At 60.0% G+C, this 22,030-nt stretch carries 18 protein-coding genes and 1 tRNA gene; 9 read left to right on the top strand and 10 right to left on the bottom strand.

Annotation, left to right across the window (positions count from 1 at the left end):
• Positions 1-81: 81 nt before the first annotated feature.
• Positions 82-1,500: a Ppx/GppA phosphatase family protein gene (locus LB568_RS32655; RefSeq protein ID WP_263497366.1), complete on the bottom strand. Its 1,419-nt coding sequence runs from the start codon at positions 1,498-1,500 to the stop codon at positions 82-84.
• Positions 1,501-1,719: 219 nt separating this feature from the next.
• Here LB568_RS32655 and LB568_RS32650 point away from each other — a divergent pair, with 219 nt between their 5' ends.
• The gene (locus LB568_RS32650; protein WP_224732325.1) at positions 1,720-2,652 is read left to right on the top strand and encodes a lysylphosphatidylglycerol synthase domain-containing protein; all 933 of its coding nucleotides are present in this window, start codon (positions 1,720-1,722) and stop codon (positions 2,650-2,652) included.
• A gap of 334 nt (positions 2,653-2,986) precedes the next feature.
• A tRNA-Gln gene (locus tag LB568_RS32645) sits at positions 2,987-3,060 on the top strand.
• Here the strand turns inward: LB568_RS32645 and LB568_RS32640 are convergent.
• The 3 genes from LB568_RS32640 to LB568_RS32630 all read right to left on the bottom strand — a co-directional run bounded on the left by LB568_RS32640 (position 3,028) and on the right by LB568_RS32630 (position 5,594).
• A complete protein-coding gene (locus LB568_RS32640) occupies positions 3,028-4,617 on the bottom strand; it encodes a recombinase family protein (RefSeq protein WP_140780025.1) in 1,590 nt (529 codons plus the stop codon). The two genes, LB568_RS32645 and LB568_RS32640, sit on opposite strands and share 33 nt — an antisense overlap.
• A gap of 63 nt (positions 4,618-4,680) precedes the next feature.
• The gene (locus LB568_RS32635; RefSeq protein ID WP_224732324.1) at positions 4,681-4,929 is read right to left on the bottom strand and encodes a hypothetical protein; all 249 of its coding nucleotides are present in this window, start codon (positions 4,927-4,929) and stop codon (positions 4,681-4,683) included.
• A gap of 74 nt (positions 4,930-5,003) precedes the next feature.
• Positions 5,004-5,594 carry a hypothetical protein gene (locus LB568_RS32630; RefSeq protein WP_084555669.1) on the bottom strand — a complete coding sequence of 197 codons (591 nt, stop codon included), beginning with the start codon at positions 5,592-5,594 and terminating at the stop codon, positions 5,004-5,006.
• Between the two features lie 136 nt (positions 5,595-5,730).
• On the opposite strand from LB568_RS32630, the gene LB568_RS32625 reads away from it, so the two are divergent.
• The gene (locus LB568_RS32625; protein ID WP_198028518.1) at positions 5,731-5,967 is read left to right on the top strand and encodes a helix-turn-helix domain-containing protein; all 237 of its coding nucleotides are present in this window, start codon (positions 5,731-5,733) and stop codon (positions 5,965-5,967) included.
• A gap of 286 nt (positions 5,968-6,253) precedes the next feature.
• Here LB568_RS32625 and LB568_RS32620 read toward each other — a convergent pair whose 3' ends face one another.
• Together LB568_RS32620 and LB568_RS32615 are read right to left on the bottom strand one after the other, a co-directional pair.
• On the bottom strand, positions 6,254-7,243 hold the full coding sequence (locus LB568_RS32620; protein WP_224732323.1) for a quinone oxidoreductase family protein: 990 nt from the start codon (positions 7,241-7,243) through the stop codon (positions 6,254-6,256).
• A 17-nt stretch (positions 7,244-7,260) separates the two neighbouring features.
• A complete protein-coding gene (locus tag LB568_RS32615; RefSeq protein WP_023769055.1) occupies positions 7,261-8,910 on the bottom strand; it encodes an ABC transporter substrate-binding protein in 1,650 nt (549 codons plus the stop codon).
• Positions 8,911-9,047: 137 nt separating this feature from the next.
• Between LB568_RS32615 and LB568_RS32610 the strand changes: the two genes are divergently transcribed.
• Together LB568_RS32610 and LB568_RS32605 are read left to right on the top strand one after the other, a co-directional pair.
• On the top strand, positions 9,048-9,932 hold the full coding sequence (locus LB568_RS32610) for a LysR family transcriptional regulator (protein ID WP_023769056.1): 885 nt from the start codon (positions 9,048-9,050) through the stop codon (positions 9,930-9,932).
• Between the two features lie 159 nt (positions 9,933-10,091).
• A complete protein-coding gene (locus LB568_RS32605; protein WP_023769057.1) occupies positions 10,092-10,505 on the top strand; it encodes an ester cyclase in 414 nt (137 codons plus the stop codon).
• A 170-nt stretch (positions 10,506-10,675) separates the two neighbouring features.
• On the opposite strand, the gene LB568_RS32600 is transcribed toward LB568_RS32605, so the two are convergent.
• Entirely contained in the window at positions 10,676-10,891 is a 216-nt protein-coding gene (locus LB568_RS32600; RefSeq protein WP_224732326.1) for a helix-turn-helix transcriptional regulator, read from the bottom strand.
• Positions 10,892-11,020: 129 nt separating this feature from the next.
• Positions 11,021-14,068: a Ti-type conjugative transfer relaxase TraA gene (gene traA, locus LB568_RS32595; RefSeq protein ID WP_224732322.1), complete on the bottom strand. Its 3,048-nt coding sequence runs from the start codon at positions 14,066-14,068 to the stop codon at positions 11,021-11,023.
• Positions 14,069-14,240: 172 nt separating this feature from the next.
• On the opposite strand from traA, the gene LB568_RS32590 reads away from it, so the two are divergent.
• From LB568_RS32590 to LB568_RS32575, 4 genes are all read left to right on the top strand, one after another.
• Positions 14,241-14,567, top strand: a complete 327-nt coding sequence (locus tag LB568_RS32590) for a conjugal transfer protein TraD (RefSeq protein ID WP_224732321.1) — start codon at positions 14,241-14,243, stop codon at positions 14,565-14,567.
• Between the two features lies 1 nt (position 14,568).
• Complete coding sequence (locus tag LB568_RS32585; protein WP_224732320.1) at positions 14,569-14,817, top strand: conjugal transfer protein TraD; 249 nt, start codon at positions 14,569-14,571, stop codon at positions 14,815-14,817.
• 119 nt (positions 14,818-14,936) lie between these two features.
• A complete protein-coding gene (locus LB568_RS32580) occupies positions 14,937-15,314 on the top strand; it encodes a hypothetical protein (protein WP_224732319.1) in 378 nt (125 codons plus the stop codon).
• A complete protein-coding gene (locus LB568_RS32575; RefSeq protein ID WP_224732317.1) occupies positions 15,299-15,829 on the top strand; it encodes a hypothetical protein in 531 nt (176 codons plus the stop codon). Before LB568_RS32580 ends, LB568_RS32575 begins: the two co-directional genes overlap by 16 nt.
• A gap of 880 nt (positions 15,830-16,709) precedes the next feature.
• On the opposite strand, the gene LB568_RS32570 is transcribed toward LB568_RS32575, so the two are convergent.
• Both LB568_RS32570 and LB568_RS32565 read right to left on the bottom strand, forming a co-directional pair.
• Entirely contained in the window at positions 16,710-17,111 is a 402-nt protein-coding gene (locus tag LB568_RS32570) for an ArsR/SmtB family transcription factor (protein WP_224732316.1), read from the bottom strand.
• 439 nt (positions 17,112-17,550) lie between these two features.
• Positions 17,551-22,030 (bottom strand): calcium-binding protein (locus tag LB568_RS32565; RefSeq protein WP_318013311.1); only part of this gene is annotated, 4,480 nt, incomplete at its 5' end.

Here is a 22,030-nt window from a genome sequence, read left to right as displayed (position 1 = left end):
CGACCGGGGGAGAGGTGTCGAGCGAAGCTCGACGGAGTGGGGGTCGACTGCTCATTGCTGACGAGGTCCTTAGATTGGGGATCATGCCCTGCCCCGCCCATCATTGCGCCAGACGCCGTCATCGGCCATCAGCTCGCTCAATATGCCCTCACGCAGCCCGCGGTCGGCGACGCGCAGCCGCTCGGATGGCCACACCGCACGGATGGCTTCCAATATAGCACAGCCGGCCAGCACCAGATCGGCGCGATCGGCGCCGATGCACGGGTTGGCGCAGCGCTGCTGGAAATCCCAGCCGACCAGCTTCTCGACCATGCGGTCGACGCTGTCGCGGTCCATCCACAGCCCGTCGACACGGCGGCGGTCGTAGCGCTCGAGATCGAGGTGGATGCCGGCGAGCGTCGTCACCGTGCCGGATGTGCCGAGCAGATGGAAATTCGGGCTGGCCTTGAGATGGCTCAACCGGTCGCGGCCATCGAAAGCAGCCAGCCGGCCGGCGACCTCATCGACCATGGCGGTGAAAATCTCGCGCGTCACCGTGCGGCCGCCGAAACGTTCGGCCAACGAGACGACGCCGACCGGCAGCGACGTCCAGGACACGATGTGGTTGGCGAGCCGCGGCGAACGGCGGCCGGTGAGGTCGATCAATGCGATTTCGGAAGAACCGCCGCCGATATCGAACAGGACGACGCCCTGCGTGTCGCGTTCGACCAGCGAACCGCAGCCGGAAACCGCCAGCCGCGCTTCGGTCTGACGGTCGATGATCTCGAGCTTAAGCCCGGCCTCGCGCTCGACGCGTTCGAGGAATTCGACGCCGTTCTCGGCCGAGCGGCAGGCTTCGGTGGCGATCAGCCTGGCCTTCCTGATCTTGCGGCCGCGCAATTTGTCGCCGCAGACTTTCAGCGCTTCGACGGCGCGATCCATCGCCGGCTGGCCGAGCCGGCCATTGGCGGTCAGCCCCTCGCCCAGCCTGACGATGCGCGAAAAGGCATCGATGACGCGGAACTGGCCGTGACGCGTCGGCACCGCGACCAGCAGCCGGCAATTGTTGGTGCCGAGGTCGAGGGCCGCGAAAACGGGAAGCTCGTGCACCGGAGGCCGACGGGTGCCCTCGGGGCGCGGTGTTGGAACGACCGATGCGATCACCACAGCCGCCGATGGCTTCGGCTCCACAGCCAGGACCGCGGCCGTTCCCGGCACCGGCGACCGATTGTCCTGCGGACGCGCTTCATCGCGCGCGAAAACCTTGCGCCCGCGCCTTCGCTTGCGCCGCTTCTTGGGTTTGCCCTTCTGGTTATGGGTCGCGTCGCCCGCCTGCCCGTCGGCGGAGCGAGGCTCCGTCGGGCGGCGTTGCTGCCAACCGGCCGTCCCCGAGCCCGATGGCCCTGGGGAAGCGCTGGACGCGCCCACCTCCGGCGCGCCTGCGCCGGTGTCGCGGTCTTCCACTGTCGTTCCTTCCGGCGCCGCGCGAACCGGTGACGGACGCAGCAGGCGCTTTGGCATGTTTCAAGTTGCCGCCAGACTAACAGTGCCGCGCCCGATCACCAAGAGCCGGTTGCTGAATTTTGCCGGCTGGCCGCGCGGCCGCCCGCGCGACAAGTGTTCGCGGTTGAATAGCCGGCTTCAATGAGGCATTTCTGAAATGGACTGGGGTCACCGGGCAGCCGGCCTCCCACCACCGAGAGAAAAGGAAGCGGAAACGCAACGCATGGCAGTCAGGCAATGAACTGGAGACGCTATTTCTGGCCGGTCGTCGGCATCGCCGCGGTGATCTTCTCACTGCTGCTGCTCTGGCACGAACTGCGCGGCATTTCGCTCGACGATGTCTGGGAGGGTCTCGCGGCCATTCCAACCCGCGGCTGGGTCCTGGCGGCCGTGAGTTCGGTCATCGCCTATGCCTCGCTCGCCGGCTACGACCACATCGCGCTGCTTCATATCGGCAAAAAAGTGTCGTGGCTGTTCGTGACGCTCTGTTCCTTCACCACCTACGCCCTGTCGCACAACATCGGCGGCTCGGTGTTCTCCGGCGCCGTCATCCGCTACCGCGCCTACGGCACCAGGGGCCTGACCGGCCAGGACGTCGGCGTGCTGGTGGCGATCTGCTGGATCACCTTCGTGCTGTCGACCATCCTCGTCTCCGGCCTCGTGCTGGTCTTCGAGCCGCAGGTTCTCGACCGGTTCTCCGGCATCGCCCATCACGGCCTGTCGGAAGCGGCGGGCATCGCCATGCTGATCCTCGTCGCCGCCTACATATTCGGCAGCTGGCTGCACCTGCGCCCGCTGAAGATCGCCAGCTTTCAGGTGCATTATCCAGCACTGCCGATCGTTGCCAGGCAATTGCTGGTCGGCCCGATCGAACTCCTGGCGGCGACCGCGATCATCTTCTTCGCCCTGCCCGAGACCCACAATCCCGGCTATTTCGTCGTGCTCGGCGTGTTCCTCGTCTCGTTCTCGATCGCCCAGATCTCGCACGCACCGGGCGGCCTCGGCGTGTTCGAGGTGGTGTTCCTGGCCGGGCTTTCGGACATGGACCCGGTCGGCGTGCTGGCGGCGTTGCTGGTGTTCCGCCTGTTTTACCTCATCATCCCGCTGATTCTGGGGCTTGGCGTCGTGCTGTTCTTCGAGCGCTCGCAGTTCAGCCGGACGGAGAGCTGAGACGCGGGATAGTTGCCTTGCAAGCACCGAGGTCAGCGCCGCCGCTCATTGCCCTGCCGGGCATTTCTCCCCGTATAGCGACGGGGAGAAAGATGCTGGTGGCGGCGATTTCGCCAACCGCCAGCGGCACATAGGAAGCGACGTAGCGGCACCTCCCTTCTCCCCGTCACTATACGGGGAGAAGGTGCCGGCAGGCGGATGGGGAGCAGCGCAAACTTGTGCGATTTGGCCAATTTGAACCGCAGAGCAGGCTTGACTATTTTCCGCTGGCGGCTACAAGGCAGCGCTCAAGCGGCTCAGCCGTTCGGCCCGCGGGGTCCATGACCACGCCTGCTGGGGAATAGGTTAACGGTAGACCCACGGACTCTGACTCCGTTAGTCCTGGTTCGAATCCAGGTTCCCCAGCCAAACTGGACTCCCTGTCGATAAAGCTGCCTGCTGTGCACCCATTGCTGCGCCGGCCACGACCGTTTCCGCAAGTAGATCAAACGGTTGCCTAAAGACGGCGTGAACTTCGCCTTTGTCCCATTTGCAGTTCGACAGCACCAGATTCAGGAGTCGATTTTTCTCGTGCGCAGGCTGTTTCGCAAACAGTCGGCTGGCTTTGCGTGCTAGTTCCAACAGCCGGATGCCGTCCTCCATGTACGATTCCTCGGCGCTACCATGACGCTCTATCTCGCGAAGCAGCCGCGTTTGTTCGGTCCGCCACTGTGCTGACATCCGATCGTAGAAGGCGTTGTCGATGCGGCCGTCAAGCTTGTCGAGATACATGGCATGCAGCCGATCCTCGAGCCGCTTGTACTCGACCTGGCATCGATGGATCGCCTGTTCATGCTCGCGGCGCTCGTCGGCATGGCTGGCCAAGAGGGCTGCCTTTACCCATTCCAGTATCTCTTCATCGAAATGCAACCGGTCAAGCAGGTTGGCGAATTTCTGGTCGAGCACTTCCTCGCGGACGTATTTGCGGCGGCAATCACCGTATCCACCCCGACCTTTGTTGGCGTGCCCTGTGCAGTGATAGTAGATGTATTTTCCCTTCTTGATCTCCGCCACGACGGCGCAGCCGCATTCGGTGCAGGTCATCAGGCCGGTGAAGGCGAACTCGTTTCCTATCGGGTGGGTCGGCACCGAATTGCGGCCCGTCAGAACGCCCTGGACGCGCTCCCATAGTTCGATCGATACGAGAGGTTCGTGCTTGCCCTGGTGCAATTTGCCGTTCCACTGGAACAGTCCGGTATAGAGGCGGTTGCGCAGGATCATATGCACGGTGCTGACCGGAACCGGGTTACCGCTCTTGGGGTAGATCAGCCCATCGCCGTGGGCTGCCTTAGCCAAGGCGTTCAGCGAATACCGGCCGGTTGCGTAGCGCTCGAACAGCTGTGTGACGACTGGAGCCAGTTCAGGATGCGGCTCAATAACCTTTCTGCCATCCTTTCCCGTAGTGTTCACATAGCCCATCGGAGCCTTTGTCGGCCATATGCCCTGCTCCGCCTTCTCCATCTGCCCCTTGCGAGCTTCTTCCGACAGGTTGTCGATATAGTTCTTGGCCATCAAGACCTTGATGCCGTGCATGAACTTTTCAGACGAGCGCGAGTCTCGTGATAGCGTCACACCTTCTTTCGCAAGGTGGATTTCCACATCCAATTCATCGAGAGTCACCCAGTCCTTCAGGTTGCGATAAAGGCGGTCAGTCTTCTCGACGAGGACACTTCGAATGCCGGGATGCTTTCGCAGATACTTGACCATTTCGGTGAAGTTGGTCCGGCCAGAGGTCTTGGCCGTCTCGACGTCGATAAACTCCTGCACGATATCGAACCGCTGTTGCTGGGCGTAGTTGCGCAGGAGCTTGCATTGCGCCGGGATGGAAAAACCTTCCTTCTCCTGCTCCTTGGAGGAGACGCGCGCGTAAAGCAGCGCCTTTACAAGGCCTGCTTGCTCGGCGGTCCGGACATGTCGTTGGTTCATCTTGGGGGCCCTCGTTCATCGCTCGATCGCACCGAAGGCCTTTAGGTGAGCACGAAGCGTCAATTATTTGCCCCGGTCAATCCGTTCCCATTCGGCGAGGATGCGGAAGAATTCGCCGAGATTGTCAACGATTTCCCGGGCACTTTCCGCTGACTGGGGTCGTCCCATGCGAGCCTCGAACAAGCGGGCTGTTCGTTCCAGGAATGCTTCGTCGACGGCGCGATGGCATGAAAATAGATCGGTCTCGGCGTCGCGTCTAGCGCCGCGTTTTGCAGCACGCCGTGTCGCCTTCACCGTTTCTGTCCCGAGCATATCTCCATCGGGACGAGGATGGCCGAGATCGCCTCAGCGCCGAATGGCCGTTATGTGCGCTTGCGTATCCTTTTCTACTTTGTATCAATCCCAGCGGCCGGTTGCTGACCAAAATGGAGGTCAGCGGTGCGCTTTTCGAGACCGATCAAATCGGCCGCGATTGCTTGATATCGCCGACAGTCCGCCTGAACGATGGATCGATCAGGTCGCTCAAGCGGCACACTCCCGGTGATTTCCTTCAAGTCATGCAGGATCGACTCGATATGTGGCCAGGGAAAATCTGTTGGGTCGTCGATGTCGCGATCTGCGCCCACGATTATCTCCAGCTTGGCGACAACGCCGAGAAGTGAGTGTGCGGGCGTCCGCGGAACTCTATCCTGAATCTTCAAAGCCACTGTCGCAGCCTCGACTTCCGCTTGGCAGGCGATCGAGTAGCCAACCTTCGCATCTGTCGCCGCCGGACAGGCTGCGCCGAGAACGCGCGTTTCCAAACGTTGCTGAAGTCGGCAGAGGACCTGCGAAACATGCTGCGCGCGCAACCAGTCTCTTAGCAGCGCAAGCGCCGGATCTGCTTCGTCGGAACGAGCAGATCTTTTTGTAGCCTGCTCGCCGCCTCCCCCGAGCGTGACGGAAGACAAAGTCATGCTATTGTCGGAATCAGCCATGATCCGAGCTCCACAACAGCTTGCACGTGGCCAGGCCGGATCGGTGTTGCATCACCTATCCGGCCGCCCAATTGAAACCGAGACTACACAAAGTGCAGCATATGATCAATCGAAATCACCATATTATGGTGATTTTATGAACCCGGTGCAGTGTCGCATGGCACGAGCTGCATTGGGCTGGGGCGTTTTAGAGCTTGCTAAAGAGGCCGGAGTCTCAACTCAAACGGTTGTGCGATTCGAACGAGGCGAGGCGTTGAAACAGTCCACAATAGTTCAGCTTGAAGCAACGTTCGAAGCAGCCGGAATAGAGTTCATTGCAGAGAATGGCGGTGGCCCTGGTGTGCGCTTGTCACGCGGTAATGCAAACACCTAGCCGAGGGCGGCACCTGCGGGCTGCACTAGGGATTATCTGTTTCCGATCAATGTCAGCAACGCGCCTCATGTCGGCCATTCGACTTCCGTCTTGATGTTCCCAAAACCAGCCGTTCTCGAAGCGCGGACCGCCGGCTGAAATGGCCGCGACGGTGTGGCGGATTGACGGGGCGATTTTTGGATACCAAAGCGCGACCACGGCTCAGCGAGAGGCTCAGGCGTCAAGATGGACGCTGTCGCGCGCCAAAGCTAACCTGCGAGATAGTCGCCTCGCGGATCGGCAGCTTTCAAGAAACCAGCAGGATCCGCCCCTTGATCCCCCTCTGTTCGAGGGCGGCATGGGCACGGGCAGCATCAGATAGTGGCATCGTTGTCCACTGGGGCGTCTGCATAGCGCATTGGGCAGCGAGGCGTGCCAGCGTTGCGACGGCAACTTCAAGTGCCGTCCCGTCAAGGCTCTCGGATGAATAGCCGGTCAGCGATACCGGTCGGATCAGGTTCCAGAGATCGAACCGGACATCACTACCCCCTACCGCACCAACAAGGGACATCGTCCCGCCAGGTTTCAGGGCGGAGACCGATGTTTCAAACACGGCTGCGCCCACCGTATCGAAAACGCCGTCGAGGCTTTGCGGCTCGACCAGAGACAGTTCACCGGCCTTTGAAGCCAAGACCCGTTCGGCTCCCAACGCGCGAACGTAATCGGCCTGCTCCGGCCGCGAGACGAGGCCCAGCACATGTGCGCCGAGCGCACTGGCAAGCGAAACCGCCGCCGAGCCCACGCCGCCGGCCGCGCCGGTGACCATGACGTGCCGTCCATCGAGCGGTCCGAGGCGTTGCAAGCCCTCGTGGGCGGTGACGCCGGCTAGCCCAATCGCCGCAATAGCCAGCGGATCCGTGCCGGCGGGTAGTTGAGCTGCCGCACTGGCATCGACCGTCACGAACTCGGCATAACCCCCTGGCCGATCTGCCCGGACCCCGCCGAGGCCCTGCATCATCGTGATGACCTGCTGGCCAACAAGTGCACGACCCGCGGAAGACCCCGCCTCAACCACCTCGCCGACGACTTCCACGCCAGGCACGTATGGAAAAGGCTCTGGCTTGCGGATAGGCCAATTGCCGGCCCTTATCTCAAGGTCGGTGTGATTGACCGCGGCGGCGATGGTCCTGATCCTGATCTCCGAGGCGCGTAGCGAAAGGACCGGAACGGTCCTCCACTCAAGGACCTCCGGACCGCCGTAGCGGCTGATGACGATGGATTGCATTTCGCTTTGCATGACAGCTGGTTCCGGATTCAGCCTTCATCCAGCCAGGCATCGAAGTATTCGTGTTCCTGCGTCGGATGGACCCGGACACCCTTGAGGGCTGGGACCCAGTGCTTGTACAGCTTTCGCCAGTAGGGCTGGATCAGAATACCGGCATCCTGCAGCATAGTCTCGATGTCCTTCATCAGAGCTTTGCGCTTCTCGGCATCGGGAATGGCAAGTGCGGCATTGAGCTTGGTATCAAATTCGGGATTTGACCACGCCGTTTCGTTCCAGGCCTCGCCCGTCCGATATGCGACGGCAAGGACCTGGACGCCAAGTGGCCGCATGTTCCAGGTCGTCATCGAAAACGGGTACTTCGTCCAATCGTTCCAGAAGGTTGAACCCGGGAGGACGGTCCGCTTGATCTTGATCTTCGCTTCACGCAGCTGGGCAGCGATAGCGTCGCCCGTGTTGCGGTGAAAGTCCTCGTCGGCCGTGATTAGCTCGAATTCAAAGTCCGTGAGACCGGCCTTCTGAAGCAAGCGGGCGGCCTTGTCGACGTCACGGCTGACTGGGGGCAGTTCGACATACTCGGGATGAATCGGCGAGACATGGTGGTTGTGGGCCACGTCGCCGGCGCCGCTATAGCCAAGATCGAGCACAACCTTGTTGTCAACGGCCAACTGCAGCGCATTGCGCACCCGCTGATCGTCAAAAGGTCTATTGGTGACATTCATTCGAGCCAGCAGAGTCCCCGCGGTCGCCGCCTCACCTTTTACCAGCCCAAGTCCATCCAAGCCTGCCAGCTGGTCTACCGGCGATTCGTAATTCGTGTGGATCTCGTTGGCTTCGAACGCTCCCAAGGTTGCGTTCGGGTCGGACCCGTAGTCAATGAACTCGATACCTTCGAGGTGCGGTTCCCCGCCCCACCATTTTCCATTTGTACGACGTTTCAAAACGACGCGGACGCCAACATCATAGGAAACCAACTCGAACGGTCCGGTGCCGATCGGGCATGCGCTAAAGGTCGCGCCTTTTTCGTCGAAGCTTTTGTGAACCAGCAGGGCCGGATAGTCGGCCAGATTGGGAATGAACGTAATATCCGGCCGCTGAAGAGTAATGCGCAGGGTCATGTGATCGAGGCGTTCGATCGCTGTTTCGCGCAACTTGCCGGTCGACTGGTCGATGAGCGTGCCCATCCGCCCGGCCATTGAGTTGCCCGCAGCATCCCGCTCGCACCAACGCTGCAAATTGAAGATAACGTCATCGACCGTGAACGGGTCGCCATTGTTCCAGGTCGCGCCGCGCCGGCAATGCAACACAAACTGGGTCGCATCGGCGTTGACCTCCCAGGATTCGAGCAGGCGGCCTTCAAACGTGTAGTCGGCAGTGTATTTGACGAGCGGCTCGAGCGTCTGGCGCTGTGCATTGGCAATCTCCGACCAGTCCGCGGTCCGCGGGTCCTTCGGATCCTTGACGAACATCGCGACCTTCAAGGTGCCACCGCGTTTGGGCTCCGCCGCGAGGGCCGGCGTCAACGACGCACCGATAAGCCCGTAAGCCATAGGCGCCGATGCGCCGAACGCACTTGCCAGTGCCAGGAATTCGCGGCGATCCAGTTGGCCATTCAGACAAGATGCCACCGAGGCGTAGACGTGTTCAGGAACCTTGTCGGAATTGCTCGTAAACATTGGTATTTGTTTCCCTAAAGCCACAGTTCCGGCGCGCACAGTGATGCGGAATTTCAGACCGAACCGGCCGCGACACTTCCATATGAAACGTATTCGAGATAAGTGGGCGCGAGAGAGCAACACTTGAAACGAATTGTGTTGAAATGGACCGCTTCGCCGGCATGACCGTCTTCGTTAGGGCTGTGGAGCTCGGCTCCTTTTCAGCCGCGGCGGAAGCCATGTCGACCTCGCCGCAGCTCGTCGGAAAATACGTTCGCGCGTTGGAGGATCATCTTGGTGTCCGGCTTCTGAACCGAACCACACGCCGGCAAAGCCTAACGGACTTCGGCCGCGGCTATTATGAGCGAGCCAAGCACATCCTCGCCGAAGTTGAGATGGCTGAGGGATTGGCCGAGGAGACGAAGTCGGTTCCAACCGGCAGGCTGAGGATAAACGCTCCGGTCAGCTTCGGCATACGCAGCCTTAGTCCTAGTCTGCCGGAATACCTGGAGGCCCATCCGCAGATTTCGGTGGAATTGACGCTTTCCAATCGAGCGGTCGATGTAATCGACGAGGGATATGACGCGGTCTTTCGAACCGGCGAACTCGTCGATAGCGGCCTCATCGCCAGACCTTTGGCTCCCTACCGACTGGTTCTGTGCGCCTCGCCTGCATACCTCAAGACACATCCAGCCATCGAGCACCCTCTCGATCTTCAACGGCATGAGTGTCTTGGCTTCTCCTTCACGGAGTTGAGGACGCACTGGACGTTCGACGGACCGGATGGAAGGGTTGTGGTTCCGGTATCTGGCCGTGTGATGGCCGATCACGGCGAGCCCCTGCTATGCGCGGCCGTGGCAGGGATAGGCGTCTTGCTGCAGCCGAGCGAAATCGTGAGCGAGGCCATGGCAAGCGGCGAACTGGTCGGGATCTTGCCGGATTATCGCCCGCCGTCGCGGCCGCTCAATGTGATCTACGCTCCCGATCGCCGCATAACCGCCAAGCTTCGGAGCTTTTTGGATTTCGCCGTAGCCAAATTTGGACGGTAGTGCCGCGATCGCCAGACCCCTGCCTAAGGCCGCGCGGGATGTAATTGGAGCGAATTTGTTGTAGGTCAGCAACCATTGGCGCGATTTATCCCGCCCTGTTTCAACAATACATCCGTCAGTATCGCCGCTACCGCGGCTGCAGACAATTGGACGTTTGTTATGAGCAGCACCGCCACCTCATTCATGGCCAGGTTCGTCGAATTCATCAACTCGGCGGATCAAAAGCTGGCGAACGAACTCATCTCGCCGAATGCCATCTTTCATGTCCCCGGCAGGCCAGAGCCGATGACCGGACCTGCTGGCTACATGGCGATCGTCGCAATGATGCGAGCAGGCTTTTCCGATATCCAATGGACCTTGGAAGAGGCGGTCGCCGAGGAGAACAAGATAGCGGCCCGCTTCACGATGAACGGCACCCATACCGGACCGTTCATGGGCGTGCCATCAACTCAAAAGACGATCCACGTCCAGGCGCTGAACATTTATCACCTTGAGAATGGCAAGATCGTCAAGGAATACGGTCAGCCCGACCTCCTCGGCCTCTTGATGCAGTTGGGCGCGTTTCCCTCCTAGAAACATCACTGCAGTCCATGCACTTATGAGATTGGGTCGGCTGCGGAATGTCAGCTTACCCAAGTCCTCGGGCCAGAACTGGACAGTCCGTTCACGGCCCCTTCCCAGTCGTTGAACTTGCCTCAGACAGGAGTGTTCAACGGTGGCGGCAACGTGCCACTCGACCACCACTAGTCGCTGTTTTTTCTTGATGCACTGGTGTGCCATGAGACAGGATCGTCGACCCATCGATTGATATCGGATTCACGCCAGCCAGTCCCGTTGACACTGATCTTGATCTGAGCCGGGAACGTGCCTTCGGCGATCTTGCGATAGAGGGTTGAACGGGACAGGCCAGTCCTGGCAAGGACGGTTTTGAGGCGAATGATACGATCCAGTCCAGGCATGGCTGCCTTGCCTTTCGCTGAGAGCATTTGGCACCTGCTGGAACCAGACAGGACAACAAAGGCCGCCGCGCAATCAGATTTGTCATTTCATCGATCTGCGGAGTGGAAACGGCGGCAAATCGGCATGCCTTAGATCCCAATGCCTCGTCCCTTACCGATGCCATGGCGGAAGGCGAGTTCCGCGCCCAGGCGACGACCCGAATCCACGTTGATGCCAAGCTCGCGTTTGCGGTTTGCAAGCAGGGATTCAAGCTGCGGATCGCGTTCGAGACTCTTGGCCATGTCGGACATGGCCGAGCGCGTTGACTTGTAGCCGGACATGTCGCCGGCCTGATATTGCTCTCGTCCCGTCCGATCGAGCTTTTGCCAGCGTTCGACGAACCGGTCTGCGCGGCGGCCCGGATCGTTGTCTAGTCCGGTACGGATTTCCGTCTCAAGCTGGAGAGCAAGCACGATGCGGCCGACGCGGCCGGCGCTCGCTTCGCGAACCAGCTCGGGATTCTTGACGTAGGCCGCTTCGGCATCGCGCCAGCCATGAGGCCGAACCTTCTCGAAAGCGCTACGGGCATCCTTCAATTCGCGCATCTGGTCGGGACTGCCCTGTCCGTCCCCATTTCCGGTGCGCAGGATAGCGTCGATCGCACGCGCGTGACGAACAAGCGACTGGGTGCGGGCTCGGCGCATTTCTGCTTCGGGGTTCCCCGGCAGATTCGTGTCGCGCGACACTTCCCCAGCAAAAGCTTCTCGTCCAGGAGTGGCGCCAACATCTCCGATCCGCGCCCCAACTTTTTCCCTTCCCGGCCCGGGTCCACGTTCCTGCATGGGCTCGGCGTCTCCAGGCGAGCGCAACCCGTCCAGCAGTCCGCCAATCCTGTCGCGCAGCTTCTCCGGAACGATCCGGCGCACGATCTCGACCACGCGCTCGCGGAGCGTGATACCGCGCCGCTCGGCATAACTCCGCACCGGGTCGACCCGCTCGTAATCCGACGCCATGTCCTTGGCGCGGTCGCGTGACAGGGTGCGGACGAGCCGCTCACGGGTCGCGAAGTCATCGCCGCCATAATGCAGATCCATCCCGTCTCGATGCCGCGACAGGGCGACGTAGCTGCCATGCGCATCCATGCCCGGCGTTGCGAGCACATGGGTCCGGTCGACGGTCATGCCTTGCGCCTTGTGAATGGTCGCGGCATAGCCGTGGTCGATGTGCGCGTAGTCTTTCAGGTCGAAGCGAACCGATCGGTCGCCATCGGTGCGCACGGTCATGATCTGTGTGCTGACTTCCTCCACGATGCCGAGTGTGCCGTTCTTGACGCCGAGCCCGCGCTCGTTGCGCAGGAACATGACACGGTCGCCGCTGGCGAAGGTCCTTGGGCCGCGTTCGACATTCACGTGGACATCGTCGCCGAGATCGCCGGCAGCGCGCATGCGCTCGCGCGCTGCCTGGTTCAGGGCGCGCACCTCGTCGTTCGTGTGGGTGAGGATGATCCGGCTTGCCTCTGGATGCGCCCGCCTGTCGCGATCCCAGCGCTCGACGAGTTCAGCTCGTGCTTCGTCGCGCGTTGGAGCCTGATGCACCATGCCTTGCGCATCGTAGGCGCTGATCGCGGCACCTATCTTGCCGGTTGCCAGATCGCGCGTCGCATCGCGCTGCCAGTCCTCGCGCTGCCGACGCACCTGGCCGATTTCGACGCCGCCATGACGCTCGTGGAGTGAGCGGAATGCGGCGCCGGCTTCGATCGCCTGCAGTTGCTGCGGATCGCCGACCAGGACGACTTTCGCGCCAGCGTCCGCCGCATGGGAGAGCACGCGCTCCAACTGGCGCGTGCCGACCATGCCGGCCTCATCGATCACCAGGACATCGCGCGCGGTGAGCAGATCCCTGCCGTGTCCCCAGCTGTGTTCCATGCTGGCGATGGTGCATGACGAGATGCCTGATCCACCTTCCAGATTCTCGGCGGCAATGCCGGAGAGTGCGGCGCCTCGAACCTCATAACCTGCAGCTGCCCATGCCTGGCGCGCAACGCCCAGCATGGCGCTCTTGCCGGTCCCGGCAAAGCCGATAACGACACCAAGACCGCGACCATCGGTGATGTGCACAAGCGCATCGCTCTGCTCGCCTGACAGGACAAGCCCGCGTCGCGCATTCCGCGCCAGCGCCGCCTCGCGATGTGCGTCACTCACCGCGTGTCGCTCGTCCAGATCAATACGCTCAGCAGCGCGGTGAAGGCGCAGCTCGGTCTCGATCATCTGCCTTGTGGTGAACCGGTCTTCGCCGCGCCCGTCCTTGCCGAGTTCGACCAGATCGGGTGCGTTGCTGATGGCTGCCACGACCGCGTTGAATTGCTCCACTCCATCGCTGTGGCGATGCGAGAACTTCGCGATGTCTTTTCGGGTGAACGTCGATTGTTGATGGGTGATGGCATACAGCGCCACGGATGGATCGGCAATGATGCGCGCACCATTGTTGCGGGCGATCTCGCGATGCAGTTCGGCGCGATCTGCTTCACTGTCGCCAGCAGCAAGGCCACTGCCCTCGATGCGTTGAGCCGGCGCACCAATCTGGGTTTGCGGCTCCAGTGAAATGCCCTGCGCTTCCAGACTGCGATGATCGATGCGCGCGTCGATGTCGAGTTCGGCCAGGCGTTCATTGGCAAGCTCCGCCCATCGCTCGCGCCAGCGCTCGACCAGCTGGGTAGCATTCCAGTCTCGAACCTTGGCACCAAAACCGTTCTCGTCCACGGACCGCATGGTCAGCATGACATGAGCGTGCGGCTTGGGACTGCCATCCTCTGCTCTGTCCCAATGCACATTGAGATCGGCGACCATGCCCTTGCTGACAAACTCGACTTGTACAAAGTCGCGCGCCAGTTCGATGCCTTGCGCCTGGCTGAGTTCACGCGGCAGCGCAAACTCGACCTCGCGGGCCAACTGCGCATCCTTGCGGACCTCGAACGCCTCTACGTCATTCCACAGCCGTTCGCGGTCGCGCCAGGCCTCCGGCGCACTCTCCGGCAGCATCACCTCGGAATGGACGACACCGCGCTTGGCAGAGAAATCATGCGTCCGTTCGATCCGCCCGTCGCGCAGCCTCGAAGCCGAGCGGTAGGCGGCAGACGCGACAGCGCTCGAGCCTGCCTTGCGGCCAATGACCTTGACGTGAAGATGATAGATCGCCATCGCGACCAGATCATTTGCACGTCAAAGCGCACGTCGGCACGACGTATAAGCGCGCCCTCCCTCGAAAAAATCTCGGGATGGACCAGCCCGTCCCGGGCTGTCTCGGCAACCCTGAAGCCTTCCGGCAGGCGCTCCCCTATCATCGCCGCATCGACAACCGATGGAGACAGCCATGCGCAAACCACGGGACTTCGACGCAGAACTGAAGACGCTGGAAGAAAAAGCGCGCGAGCTCAAAACACGCAAGGTGCAGCAACTTGGCGAGCTGGTGATCGCCACCGGCGCCGATCAACTCAGCACGGATGAACTGACCGGCGCACTGGTCGCAATCGCTGAAACGAAAGACACGGCAAAGCGTGAGGCATGGGCCAAGCGTGGAGTGATGTTTTTCGAGAGCCGGTCCCGGCGAGCTGCTCCGGTATCTCAGCGCAACCCTCACGGCGCTCCAGCGCAACCGGGCAGCCCACAATCGCCGGCAAGCGGCACAGGCTCGCAATGACATGAGGACATGGCAGGTCGAGCGACGCCAGCGCACCCGACATCTGATCGAACTCGGTGGGCTCGTCGTCAAGGCAGGCATTGTCGAGCTCACCAATGACGATCGCGCTACCATCTACGGCGCTCTGCTTTGGATCGCCGCCAAGCTGCAGAACCATGAAGGCTCGCATACACGAGCTCTGTGGGCCGCGAAGGGGAAGAAGGCGTTTGACGCGGAACGGCATAAAGACCAAAAGAGCCAGCTCAAATAGTCTGGTCGGCGAGCGGCAGGCGGGCTCGATACCGTTTCGAAAGTACAGGCCGCGCTGGAGACAGCCGGCGTCATTTTCATTCCGGAAAATAGCGGTCGTGCTGGCGTGAGGTTGAAGAAGTGACCTGGCTCGAAATTCTTACTCAGTTTGTTCTGCCGCCGCTCCTCGGCGGTGCTGGCGGCATAACAACGGTGTGGATGGCATGGGATGTCGAAAAACGTCGTGCGCGGCTCAGTAGGCGTGCGCAGCTTGTGGATCGATGGCGCGATGAGCTAATCGACAGACTTGACGAGGCGCCGGTAGAAGACCGAGACGACGACCTGAACTTCGCGTTTATGGCTTGGCCGGTCTACGCGAGTCTGCGTCCGCACCTTACAGAGAAAACGCTTCAAAAGATTGAGGGCCCGCAGCGAACAATCTACGTCCTCGGCGACTTCCCCCGCCGCGATCTGATTGAAGAGATCGGCCGTATCGAGCGGCTATGGAAGCTCGCGTAGAAACACGCGCTTGCGACAGTCTAGCTTGCGCGACGAATGAAAAAGACAAGGCAAAGGGCGAGGAGCGACCTCCTGAAATGTGGCTGGTGCTGAACGCCGAACGATCTGATCAGGAGGCGTGGCTTAAGATGTTCAAGCCGCCTTTCGACACCTATGTCGAACTGATGACACATCAGTCCAGCGATCAACTACTCATCCTGAAGGCGAAAGAGCTGGATGATCTCAAATCCCTAAAAGATACTTTAAACGCCGGTGACGGGTTGGTCCGAACTTTGAACGGAATAGTGGCGGGGGTCTGCGGCACGTCATCCGTGGAGGCCGACGGTGCAGCAGAGATGCTCGACGGCAAGCTTATGCGCCATTTGATGCTGCGAGTTGAAACAGCCCATTTTTCCTTTGGTGGCGGGTTCGCCGAGTTTCAAGTCACCATGCTAGACAAAGACGGCAACATTGTCGTTCAGCCTCCCGCTCCGACTTCAGCCCAACGCCGGTACGCGGCGGCGAGGAACTCCTAACGCACGCGCTCAATTACGGCGCTGGCGAGCCGGGTTGGTTCGAACTTTACAAGGCGATGGAGTGCCTGGAACAAGCTGGATTCAATCCAAAGCGGGGAGAAGGCAGGGCCGAAATGGACCGCTTCAGTCTCACCGCAAATCGGTTTTATCGGCACCATGACCGGAGAAACGAACAGAAGCGTCCGCGAAAACCAATGGACTTACTCGATGCGCGCCGGTTGCTGCATACGCGTGTAAATGCAGCGCTCGACCAACTTGCACGGCAGGCCGAAGGCGATTCTTAGCCACAGCTCCCCCGCGCCGCCGAAGCGTCCCGCGTGTCCTGGAGACATCCCCACTTGCGAGCTCCCTAGATGGGCCGTTCATCCATCGTCGAAGAGCTTGAGAGTGCCGCCGATCGCATCGCGGGCCGCCCTGACGCTCCGCAATATCTCTGGCGCGCCGCTGGAGACGCGGACATAGGATGCGTTGACCTCAATCGCGGCAGAGATGAAGATGAGCCAGCCGAACCTTATCGCAACGTTCTTGAGAGACTGCGAGACGAACGCCTACTTGCCCGTCCATGGGTTGGACGGTGACACGACGACAGAAGGCAGGGCGTAGGGCAGCTTCCGTGATCACGCCATAACGCTCGCCCTGCGAACAGACCATGGCTCGAGGTGCGGTGGACCTGATGTACGCTTGGCCAGCGCCACACAGCCTACAGCTCCCAAATCGGCGCCGGCCATCTTCAATTCCATCAACTGCCTGTCTGTGCCGGCGCGCGAGCGGTGGGCGTCCCTGGGATTTCTGGGACTGCACGGCCGTTAGGACCCATGCTGGACTGAGAGAGGCAAGTGTCGTGCCGAGATTGTAAGCTATGGCGAGCCCGTTCGATATTTCAAGGTCGCTCTAGCGGACCAGACGGTGATGAGGGAAGCGCGTTGGTCCTCGCCAGCACGTCAAGCACTCTGATGACAGCCTTGGCATCTTCCGATTTGCAGGAATAATACCGCCACGTGCGTTCGGCCCGACTTTCAAGTATCCCCATTTCAACGAGGATGCCCAGGTGCTGCGACAGGGAGTGCTGGCTCCCGCCCACACGCGACAGCAGGTCCATCACCGTTCTTTCGCCATCCATCAAATGAATGCAGGTCAAGAGGCGCGTCTCGTGCCCCAAGGCGGCCAGAAATTTCGCCACCATAGCCGCCTGTTTCTGGAAGCTAAGGGGCTTGGCCGGCCGACGCCGCAGAGCAGGGTCGGCTTTGATTTCCTCAAGTCGTTTTCTGACGTATGAACCCATGCTCGTGCTATCGCTCTGCAGCGCCCTCCGAATCTCTGCGACGTCTCTCTAATTCTAATAAAGCAGATGGTCAGAAAGCCCGCCAGCCATGAAGCCAGCGGGCTCACGACTGCCCCCTCGCGGAGGACTAGTCTAGCCTCGGAAACACGCAATACACTATTGGCATGGTATTCTATAATAATCGACCGAGCTGCGTTAACTATTTAACGCGTATGTTGCTTTTTTTGATAGATAATGGTGTTCGCCGCGGTTAAAGATGAGAGGCCGTCGGAGCCGCATCCCAACAATGTCCTCCCGGCCCGGGGCTCGTCCCTTCATGGGGCGAGCCCTTTTTGGTCGACTCAGCGCCGGGTCGGACAAACCAACGGGGATGAACTCCGGTTGAACGTGCGCAATCGGGTTATTTTCCCGATCGCGCACATATGTTCCTTATCCACACCTACGCTGCCATCCACGTCTGCTGCATCGCCGCGGCGATCGTCCCTGTTTGGTTCGGGTCGCCAAGCCGCGCGTCATTGGGCTGGATGCCTGACCCCGTCGGTGACGTCGCTGGATCGAAGCCAGCCATGGCTGCGACCAAGGTGGCCACGTCGGAAGAATGGAGCACCTTGCCATCACCAGATTTGATCGTCTCAACAATATTGCCGGGATTGGCGAACCAGCCGCTGACCGTCACCTTGTCACTGGTTCCAAGCACTGAGACGACAAGGTTGTTGTCTTGCTGGCTAAGCCAAAGTTCGTTCCAGTCGATGCCGCCACCGAAATCCAATTCGTCATTGTCATTGGAAGTGCCGGATTCGATGATGCTAGCGGCACCATCTCCAGCCCCGAATTGGTAGAGGTCGTTGCCCGTGCTGCCGACCATCGTCTCGTCGAAACGAGAGACCAGGGTGATGTCACCGACCAGGTGCCTGGTCTGATCGATTGTCTCGTACCAACTTGTCCCCACCATTTCGGAGCCATCGTTGTATTGGACCGCTGCTTCCGGATCTGACACGAGCCCGATACGGGTGATGCCAGCTTCAGAGAGCGTCTTAAGTTCGCCAGCGTCGGACACGCCGTTCTGGTTGGCGTCCTGAAACACTCGAAATTCTCCCCAGCGAGCGTCTTGGCTGTCGAGCTGATCGTCACCGTTGCTGTCGAACGCAAGCCTTAAACCGTCCAGATCCGACACGGCAGCTGCGCCGTTGGCAAACCAAAGGTTGAACTGAAGTTCCTTGGCCTGATTGATAATGCCATCTGCGCCGACCGAACCGTCAGCCGCCAGGTCAATTGCAAGGAAGCCGTCACCCGAGCCCACCCATGAGGTCTGTTGCGGAGTCCCCGTTCCTGCCCAATCAAAATGGGGAGCCAAGCCGTCAGGCGTGGAAGCAAGTTGATTCAACTCGACCTGGCCATCGCCGTTGAGATCCAACGCCACGGGCCCGCGGCCATGGGAATCCCCATTCCCTCCGCCTCCGCCCCCGCCTGTAGATGGGGGGTTGAATATGTTCGGAAATGTGCGTGATAGATCGAGCGTATGCCTGGCCGGCATCAGATAGCCCGCTTTCGGCAGGCGACCTTCCTTCCACCCATACATCATGAAGTGGCGCTCGGCCGAGCCGTTGTGCCAGTTTTGCGCCACGTCAGGGTTGGCCTGTAGATAGTACGGCAGGTCAAAATTCTGAAGCGCATCGTAAGCGAACTCGGCTTCTGCCTGGTCCGCATTAAGCGTCTGGGTTAACGCGCCACCGGCGTTGAACCTTTTGATCCCCATCACATATTGTGTTGGACCATCATAGGTTAACTCGGCCCGGGTCCCGTTATCGAACTTGTCAATTTCCGATATTTGCTGACCAGCCGTGTTGTAGCTTATCTGGATAAATGCCCAGCTTTGCGCGTTGGCCGCATCGAACGTGGTGCTGGTCAGCTGTCTACCAGTCGCGTCAAAGGTAATCTCGACTCTTGTGCCGTTGTCCATGAACAGCTTTTCAAGGGTCTCCTTGCCGCCAGTGTAGCTTTGCTCAACACGAGTCCAAGGATTGGCATTCCCAGGATCGTAAAGAACAGCGCTGGCGATGATCCCGCTGGAGTAGGTTTCTGTGGCGATAACGCGATTGGCCGCGTCGAATGTCATATCCGACAATTGCTGACCCGACACAGCGTCGAAAACAAATTCGGCTCTTGTGCCGTTGTCCATGAACTGCTTTTCGAGTGTTTTCGTGCCGCCGGTGTAGCTCTGTTCGACTCGGGTCCAAGGATCGGTGTTTTTTGGATCGTAGATGGTTCCGCCGGTCAGCTTACCGTCTTTGTCGATTGTATGGACGGACCGAACCGCTTCATCGGCACCCACGAAGGTGATTTGAACTGCAGTCCCGTCCGCTTTAACGAGAAAGTCCTCCGTTCTGTGGTTGGAGCCATCGGTTGTAACGCTGTGGACCGATTTCCCGTCTGCGCTGACGTCGGTGGTCGCCGTCTGGATAACCGCACCGCTGGTATTTGTCTCGGTCACCACCTTGCGCACCGAGCCGTCGATGTGTTTGACGGCGGTCTCCCGGTGCTCATAGGTGCCGTTGTTCTCGGCATCCTTGAGGAGTGTTGTGGTAAAGCCATCGGCACTGGTTGTTATCGCACCCTTGGCGATCACCGCGCCGCTGCTGTTTTTCTCGATGATTGTCGTGGCCACCGAGCCGTCGATTTGGACCTGAGAAACAGCGGTGACTTCGTAGTTCGATACGCTGGTGTCCGCCAAATTTACGGGATCGGTACCGTTGCTATCATAGTCATACCAACTGTTTGTCGTCAGACCGTCGGCGCTTGTCTTTATTATGACATTTCCAGGAATCGCTGACTTCCAATAGATGACTCCGGGAGCGAGATGCGCAGCATCCCGATTGCTATTGTGGATTCCTTCGACAGTTGATCCGTCGGCCTTGGTGATGATACTGTCTGTATTGTCGAAACCGCCGCTGCTGGCGTTATAATCTACGCCGGTCCAGCTGCTACGGCCATCGTCGCTCGTATATGTCGTCGACTTGTCGAGGAATGTATCCGAAGGCCCCATCCCGTCCCTGCTCTTAGTCTCCGTTATGCCGTTGCCCAGATTGGTTGCGTTTATCCGGCGAGTTTGATCGACAGTCCCGTTGGCGTCGAAATCCCATTCGGTCGTCGTAGAGAGTCCGTCGGCGCTGGTCGAAATCTTCGTCGTGCTCGATTTGTGATTGGCGGCGCTGAAGTCGGTGATCACGGTAGTCACGGAGCCGTCGACGGCTTTCGTGGTAACCACAGTCTGATCCACCGTGCCGTTGCCATCGGCGTCTCGCGAAATCGAGATCAGACGCCCGTCACTGCTGGTCGTCTTGGTCGTGCAGTCCAGCAAGGTCCCGGAGGGTATTGTCCGCTTGATGGTCTCGAGGACGGAGCCATCCGCCAGTCTTCTCGTGTCGTCAATGGTGACACGGTCTATTCCAGCGACGCCATCGATATCTTCCTGTGTCGTCACGACGCGACCGTCGGAGGGTATCGTGGTGATGAACTTCGACAGCTGTGAACCATCCGCCTTGTAGTTGGTAACAGTTCTTGTCGTCGATCCGTCGGTATTGACAGTGGTGACGTCGGTAGATTCCTGGCTGAGCGGATTCGTACCGAGAAGGTCCAGGCTTGTCGTCACCGACAAGCCATTGGCGCTGGTTGTCGTGACGAAGCTGCTCGTCTGATTTGCTCCCTCGAACTTGTTGACCGTATGAGCCGTGGAACCGTTGGCATTCACGGCGGTGACGTCCGTCTCCTTACGGTCATAAGTGCCATCGCCATTGAGGTCCCACTCCCTTGTTGTCGACAGGCCATCACCAGCAGTGGTGGTCTTTGTTTGCTCGCTCAAGGTGGCTGAATGGTATGCCTTTAGGATCTGGACCGTATTCCCATCGGCACCGATTGTCGTTTCAGTGGTTCTTTTGTCGGGCAGATCCGGAAGGTAGTCGACCGATGTAGCGCCATTAAGAGTCGTGCTGTTGAGCCCGTTTGCGCTGACCGTCGTTGTTTTGCTGGTTGAGGAAGGAGCAGTGGTGTATGCGCCAGTCCCCAACGCGTTCGCCGTTGTGTCGGGCCCGGTTGTCGTCGTTGTCACGCTGCCATCGGCAGCCGTAACGGTGGTAGTGGTGAGATCAATGGCGCCGTCCCCGTTCACGTCCTTGGTGACTGTCGTGGTAAGCTTGTTGGCGCTGACCGACGTCACCGTCCGGCTTTCCAGCGATCCATTCGCCTTCTTGTAGTCGACCGTCTCAGCCGTACTGCCGTCTGCATTCAAAACAGTGGTGTCGACCTTCGAGCGGCTGATGGTGGTGTCGACCGCCGCCCAGTTTGTGGTCTTGGTGAGACCATTCGCGCTGGTGACGACAACGGTCCTGTTCTTTGCGATCCCCGCGGCGTCTAGATCGGTGATGGTCTCGGCCTTACTGCCATCGGCATTTAGCACGATGACATTGGTGGTTGACTGGTCGATCGTGCCGTTGCCGTCGAGATCGGTGGCAAGCGTGCTCGACAGGCCATTGGCGCTGACGGTCCGTGTCGCCGACGACGTCAGAATGCCCACGGCATAAGTGCGATTGACCGTTGTAGTCGAGCCATCTGCGTTGCGGACGATCGAACTGCTGTCGTCGATCGTGCCATTGCCATTGACATCCCTGGTTGATGTCACCGTTTTGCCATCGCCGCTGATGATCGTCTGATACTTGGCAATCTGGGCATTGTTGGCATTGAAGACAGTGACAGTGTCGGTTTCCGATCCGTTGGCGCCGAGAATTGTGGTCGCGGTGCTGATCTGGTCGATCGTGCCATTGCCGTCCAGATCACTCTGGACCGTGATCGTCAGCCCATCGGCGCTGGTGGTGGTGACGGTCTTGCCGATCAGAATGGTGCCGGCGCCGTTGTAGGTCGAGACG

Origin of the sequence: Mesorhizobium sp. B263B2A (assembly GCF_020165775.1) — a bacterium.
GTDB lineage: Bacteria > Pseudomonadota > Alphaproteobacteria > Rhizobiales > Rhizobiaceae > Mesorhizobium > Mesorhizobium opportunistum.
The sequence above is the reverse complement of the archived record's forward strand: the minus strand, read 5'-3'. Positions and strand labels throughout refer to the sequence as shown.

What these genes read in the sequence shown, in the direction of transcription:
- LB568_RS32655 (WP_263497366.1), bottom strand. Translation starts at nt 1,500, where the DNA reads ATGCCAAAGCGCCTGCTGCGTCCGTCACCGGTTCGCGCGGCGCCGGAA.
- LB568_RS32650 (WP_224732325.1), top strand. Translation starts at nt 1,720, where the DNA reads ATGAACTGGAGACGCTATTTCTGGCCGGTCGTCGGCATCGCCGCGGTG.
- LB568_RS32640 (WP_140780025.1), bottom strand. Translation starts at nt 4,617, where the DNA reads ATGAACCAACGACATGTCCGGACCGCCGAGCAAGCAGGCCTTGTAAAG.
- LB568_RS32635 (WP_224732324.1), bottom strand. Translation starts at nt 4,929, where the DNA reads ATGCTCGGGACAGAAACGGTGAAGGCGACACGGCGTGCTGCAAAACGC.
- LB568_RS32630 (WP_084555669.1), bottom strand. Translation starts at nt 5,594, where the DNA reads ATGGCTGATTCCGACAATAGCATGACTTTGTCTTCCGTCACGCTCGGG.
- LB568_RS32625 (WP_198028518.1), top strand. Translation starts at nt 5,731, where the DNA reads ATGAACCCGGTGCAGTGTCGCATGGCACGAGCTGCATTGGGCTGGGGC.
- LB568_RS32620 (WP_224732323.1), bottom strand. Translation starts at nt 7,243, where the DNA reads ATGCAAAGCGAAATGCAATCCATCGTCATCAGCCGCTACGGCGGTCCG.
- LB568_RS32610 (WP_023769056.1), top strand. Translation starts at nt 9,048, where the DNA reads ATGGACCGCTTCGCCGGCATGACCGTCTTCGTTAGGGCTGTGGAGCTC.
- LB568_RS32605 (WP_023769057.1), top strand. Translation starts at nt 10,092, where the DNA reads ATGAGCAGCACCGCCACCTCATTCATGGCCAGGTTCGTCGAATTCATC.
- LB568_RS32600 (WP_224732326.1), bottom strand. Translation starts at nt 10,891, where the DNA reads ATGCCTGGACTGGATCGTATCATTCGCCTCAAAACCGTCCTTGCCAGG.
- traA (WP_224732322.1), bottom strand. Translation starts at nt 14,068, where the DNA reads ATGGCGATCTATCATCTTCACGTCAAGGTCATTGGCCGCAAGGCAGGC.
- LB568_RS32590 (WP_224732321.1), top strand. Translation starts at nt 14,241, where the DNA reads ATGCGCAAACCACGGGACTTCGACGCAGAACTGAAGACGCTGGAAGAA.
- LB568_RS32585 (WP_224732320.1), top strand. Translation starts at nt 14,569, where the DNA reads ATGAGGACATGGCAGGTCGAGCGACGCCAGCGCACCCGACATCTGATC.
- LB568_RS32575 (WP_224732317.1), top strand. Translation starts at nt 15,299, where the DNA reads ATGGAAGCTCGCGTAGAAACACGCGCTTGCGACAGTCTAGCTTGCGCG.
- LB568_RS32570 (WP_224732316.1), bottom strand. Translation starts at nt 17,111, where the DNA reads ATGGGTTCATACGTCAGAAAACGACTTGAGGAAATCAAAGCCGACCCT.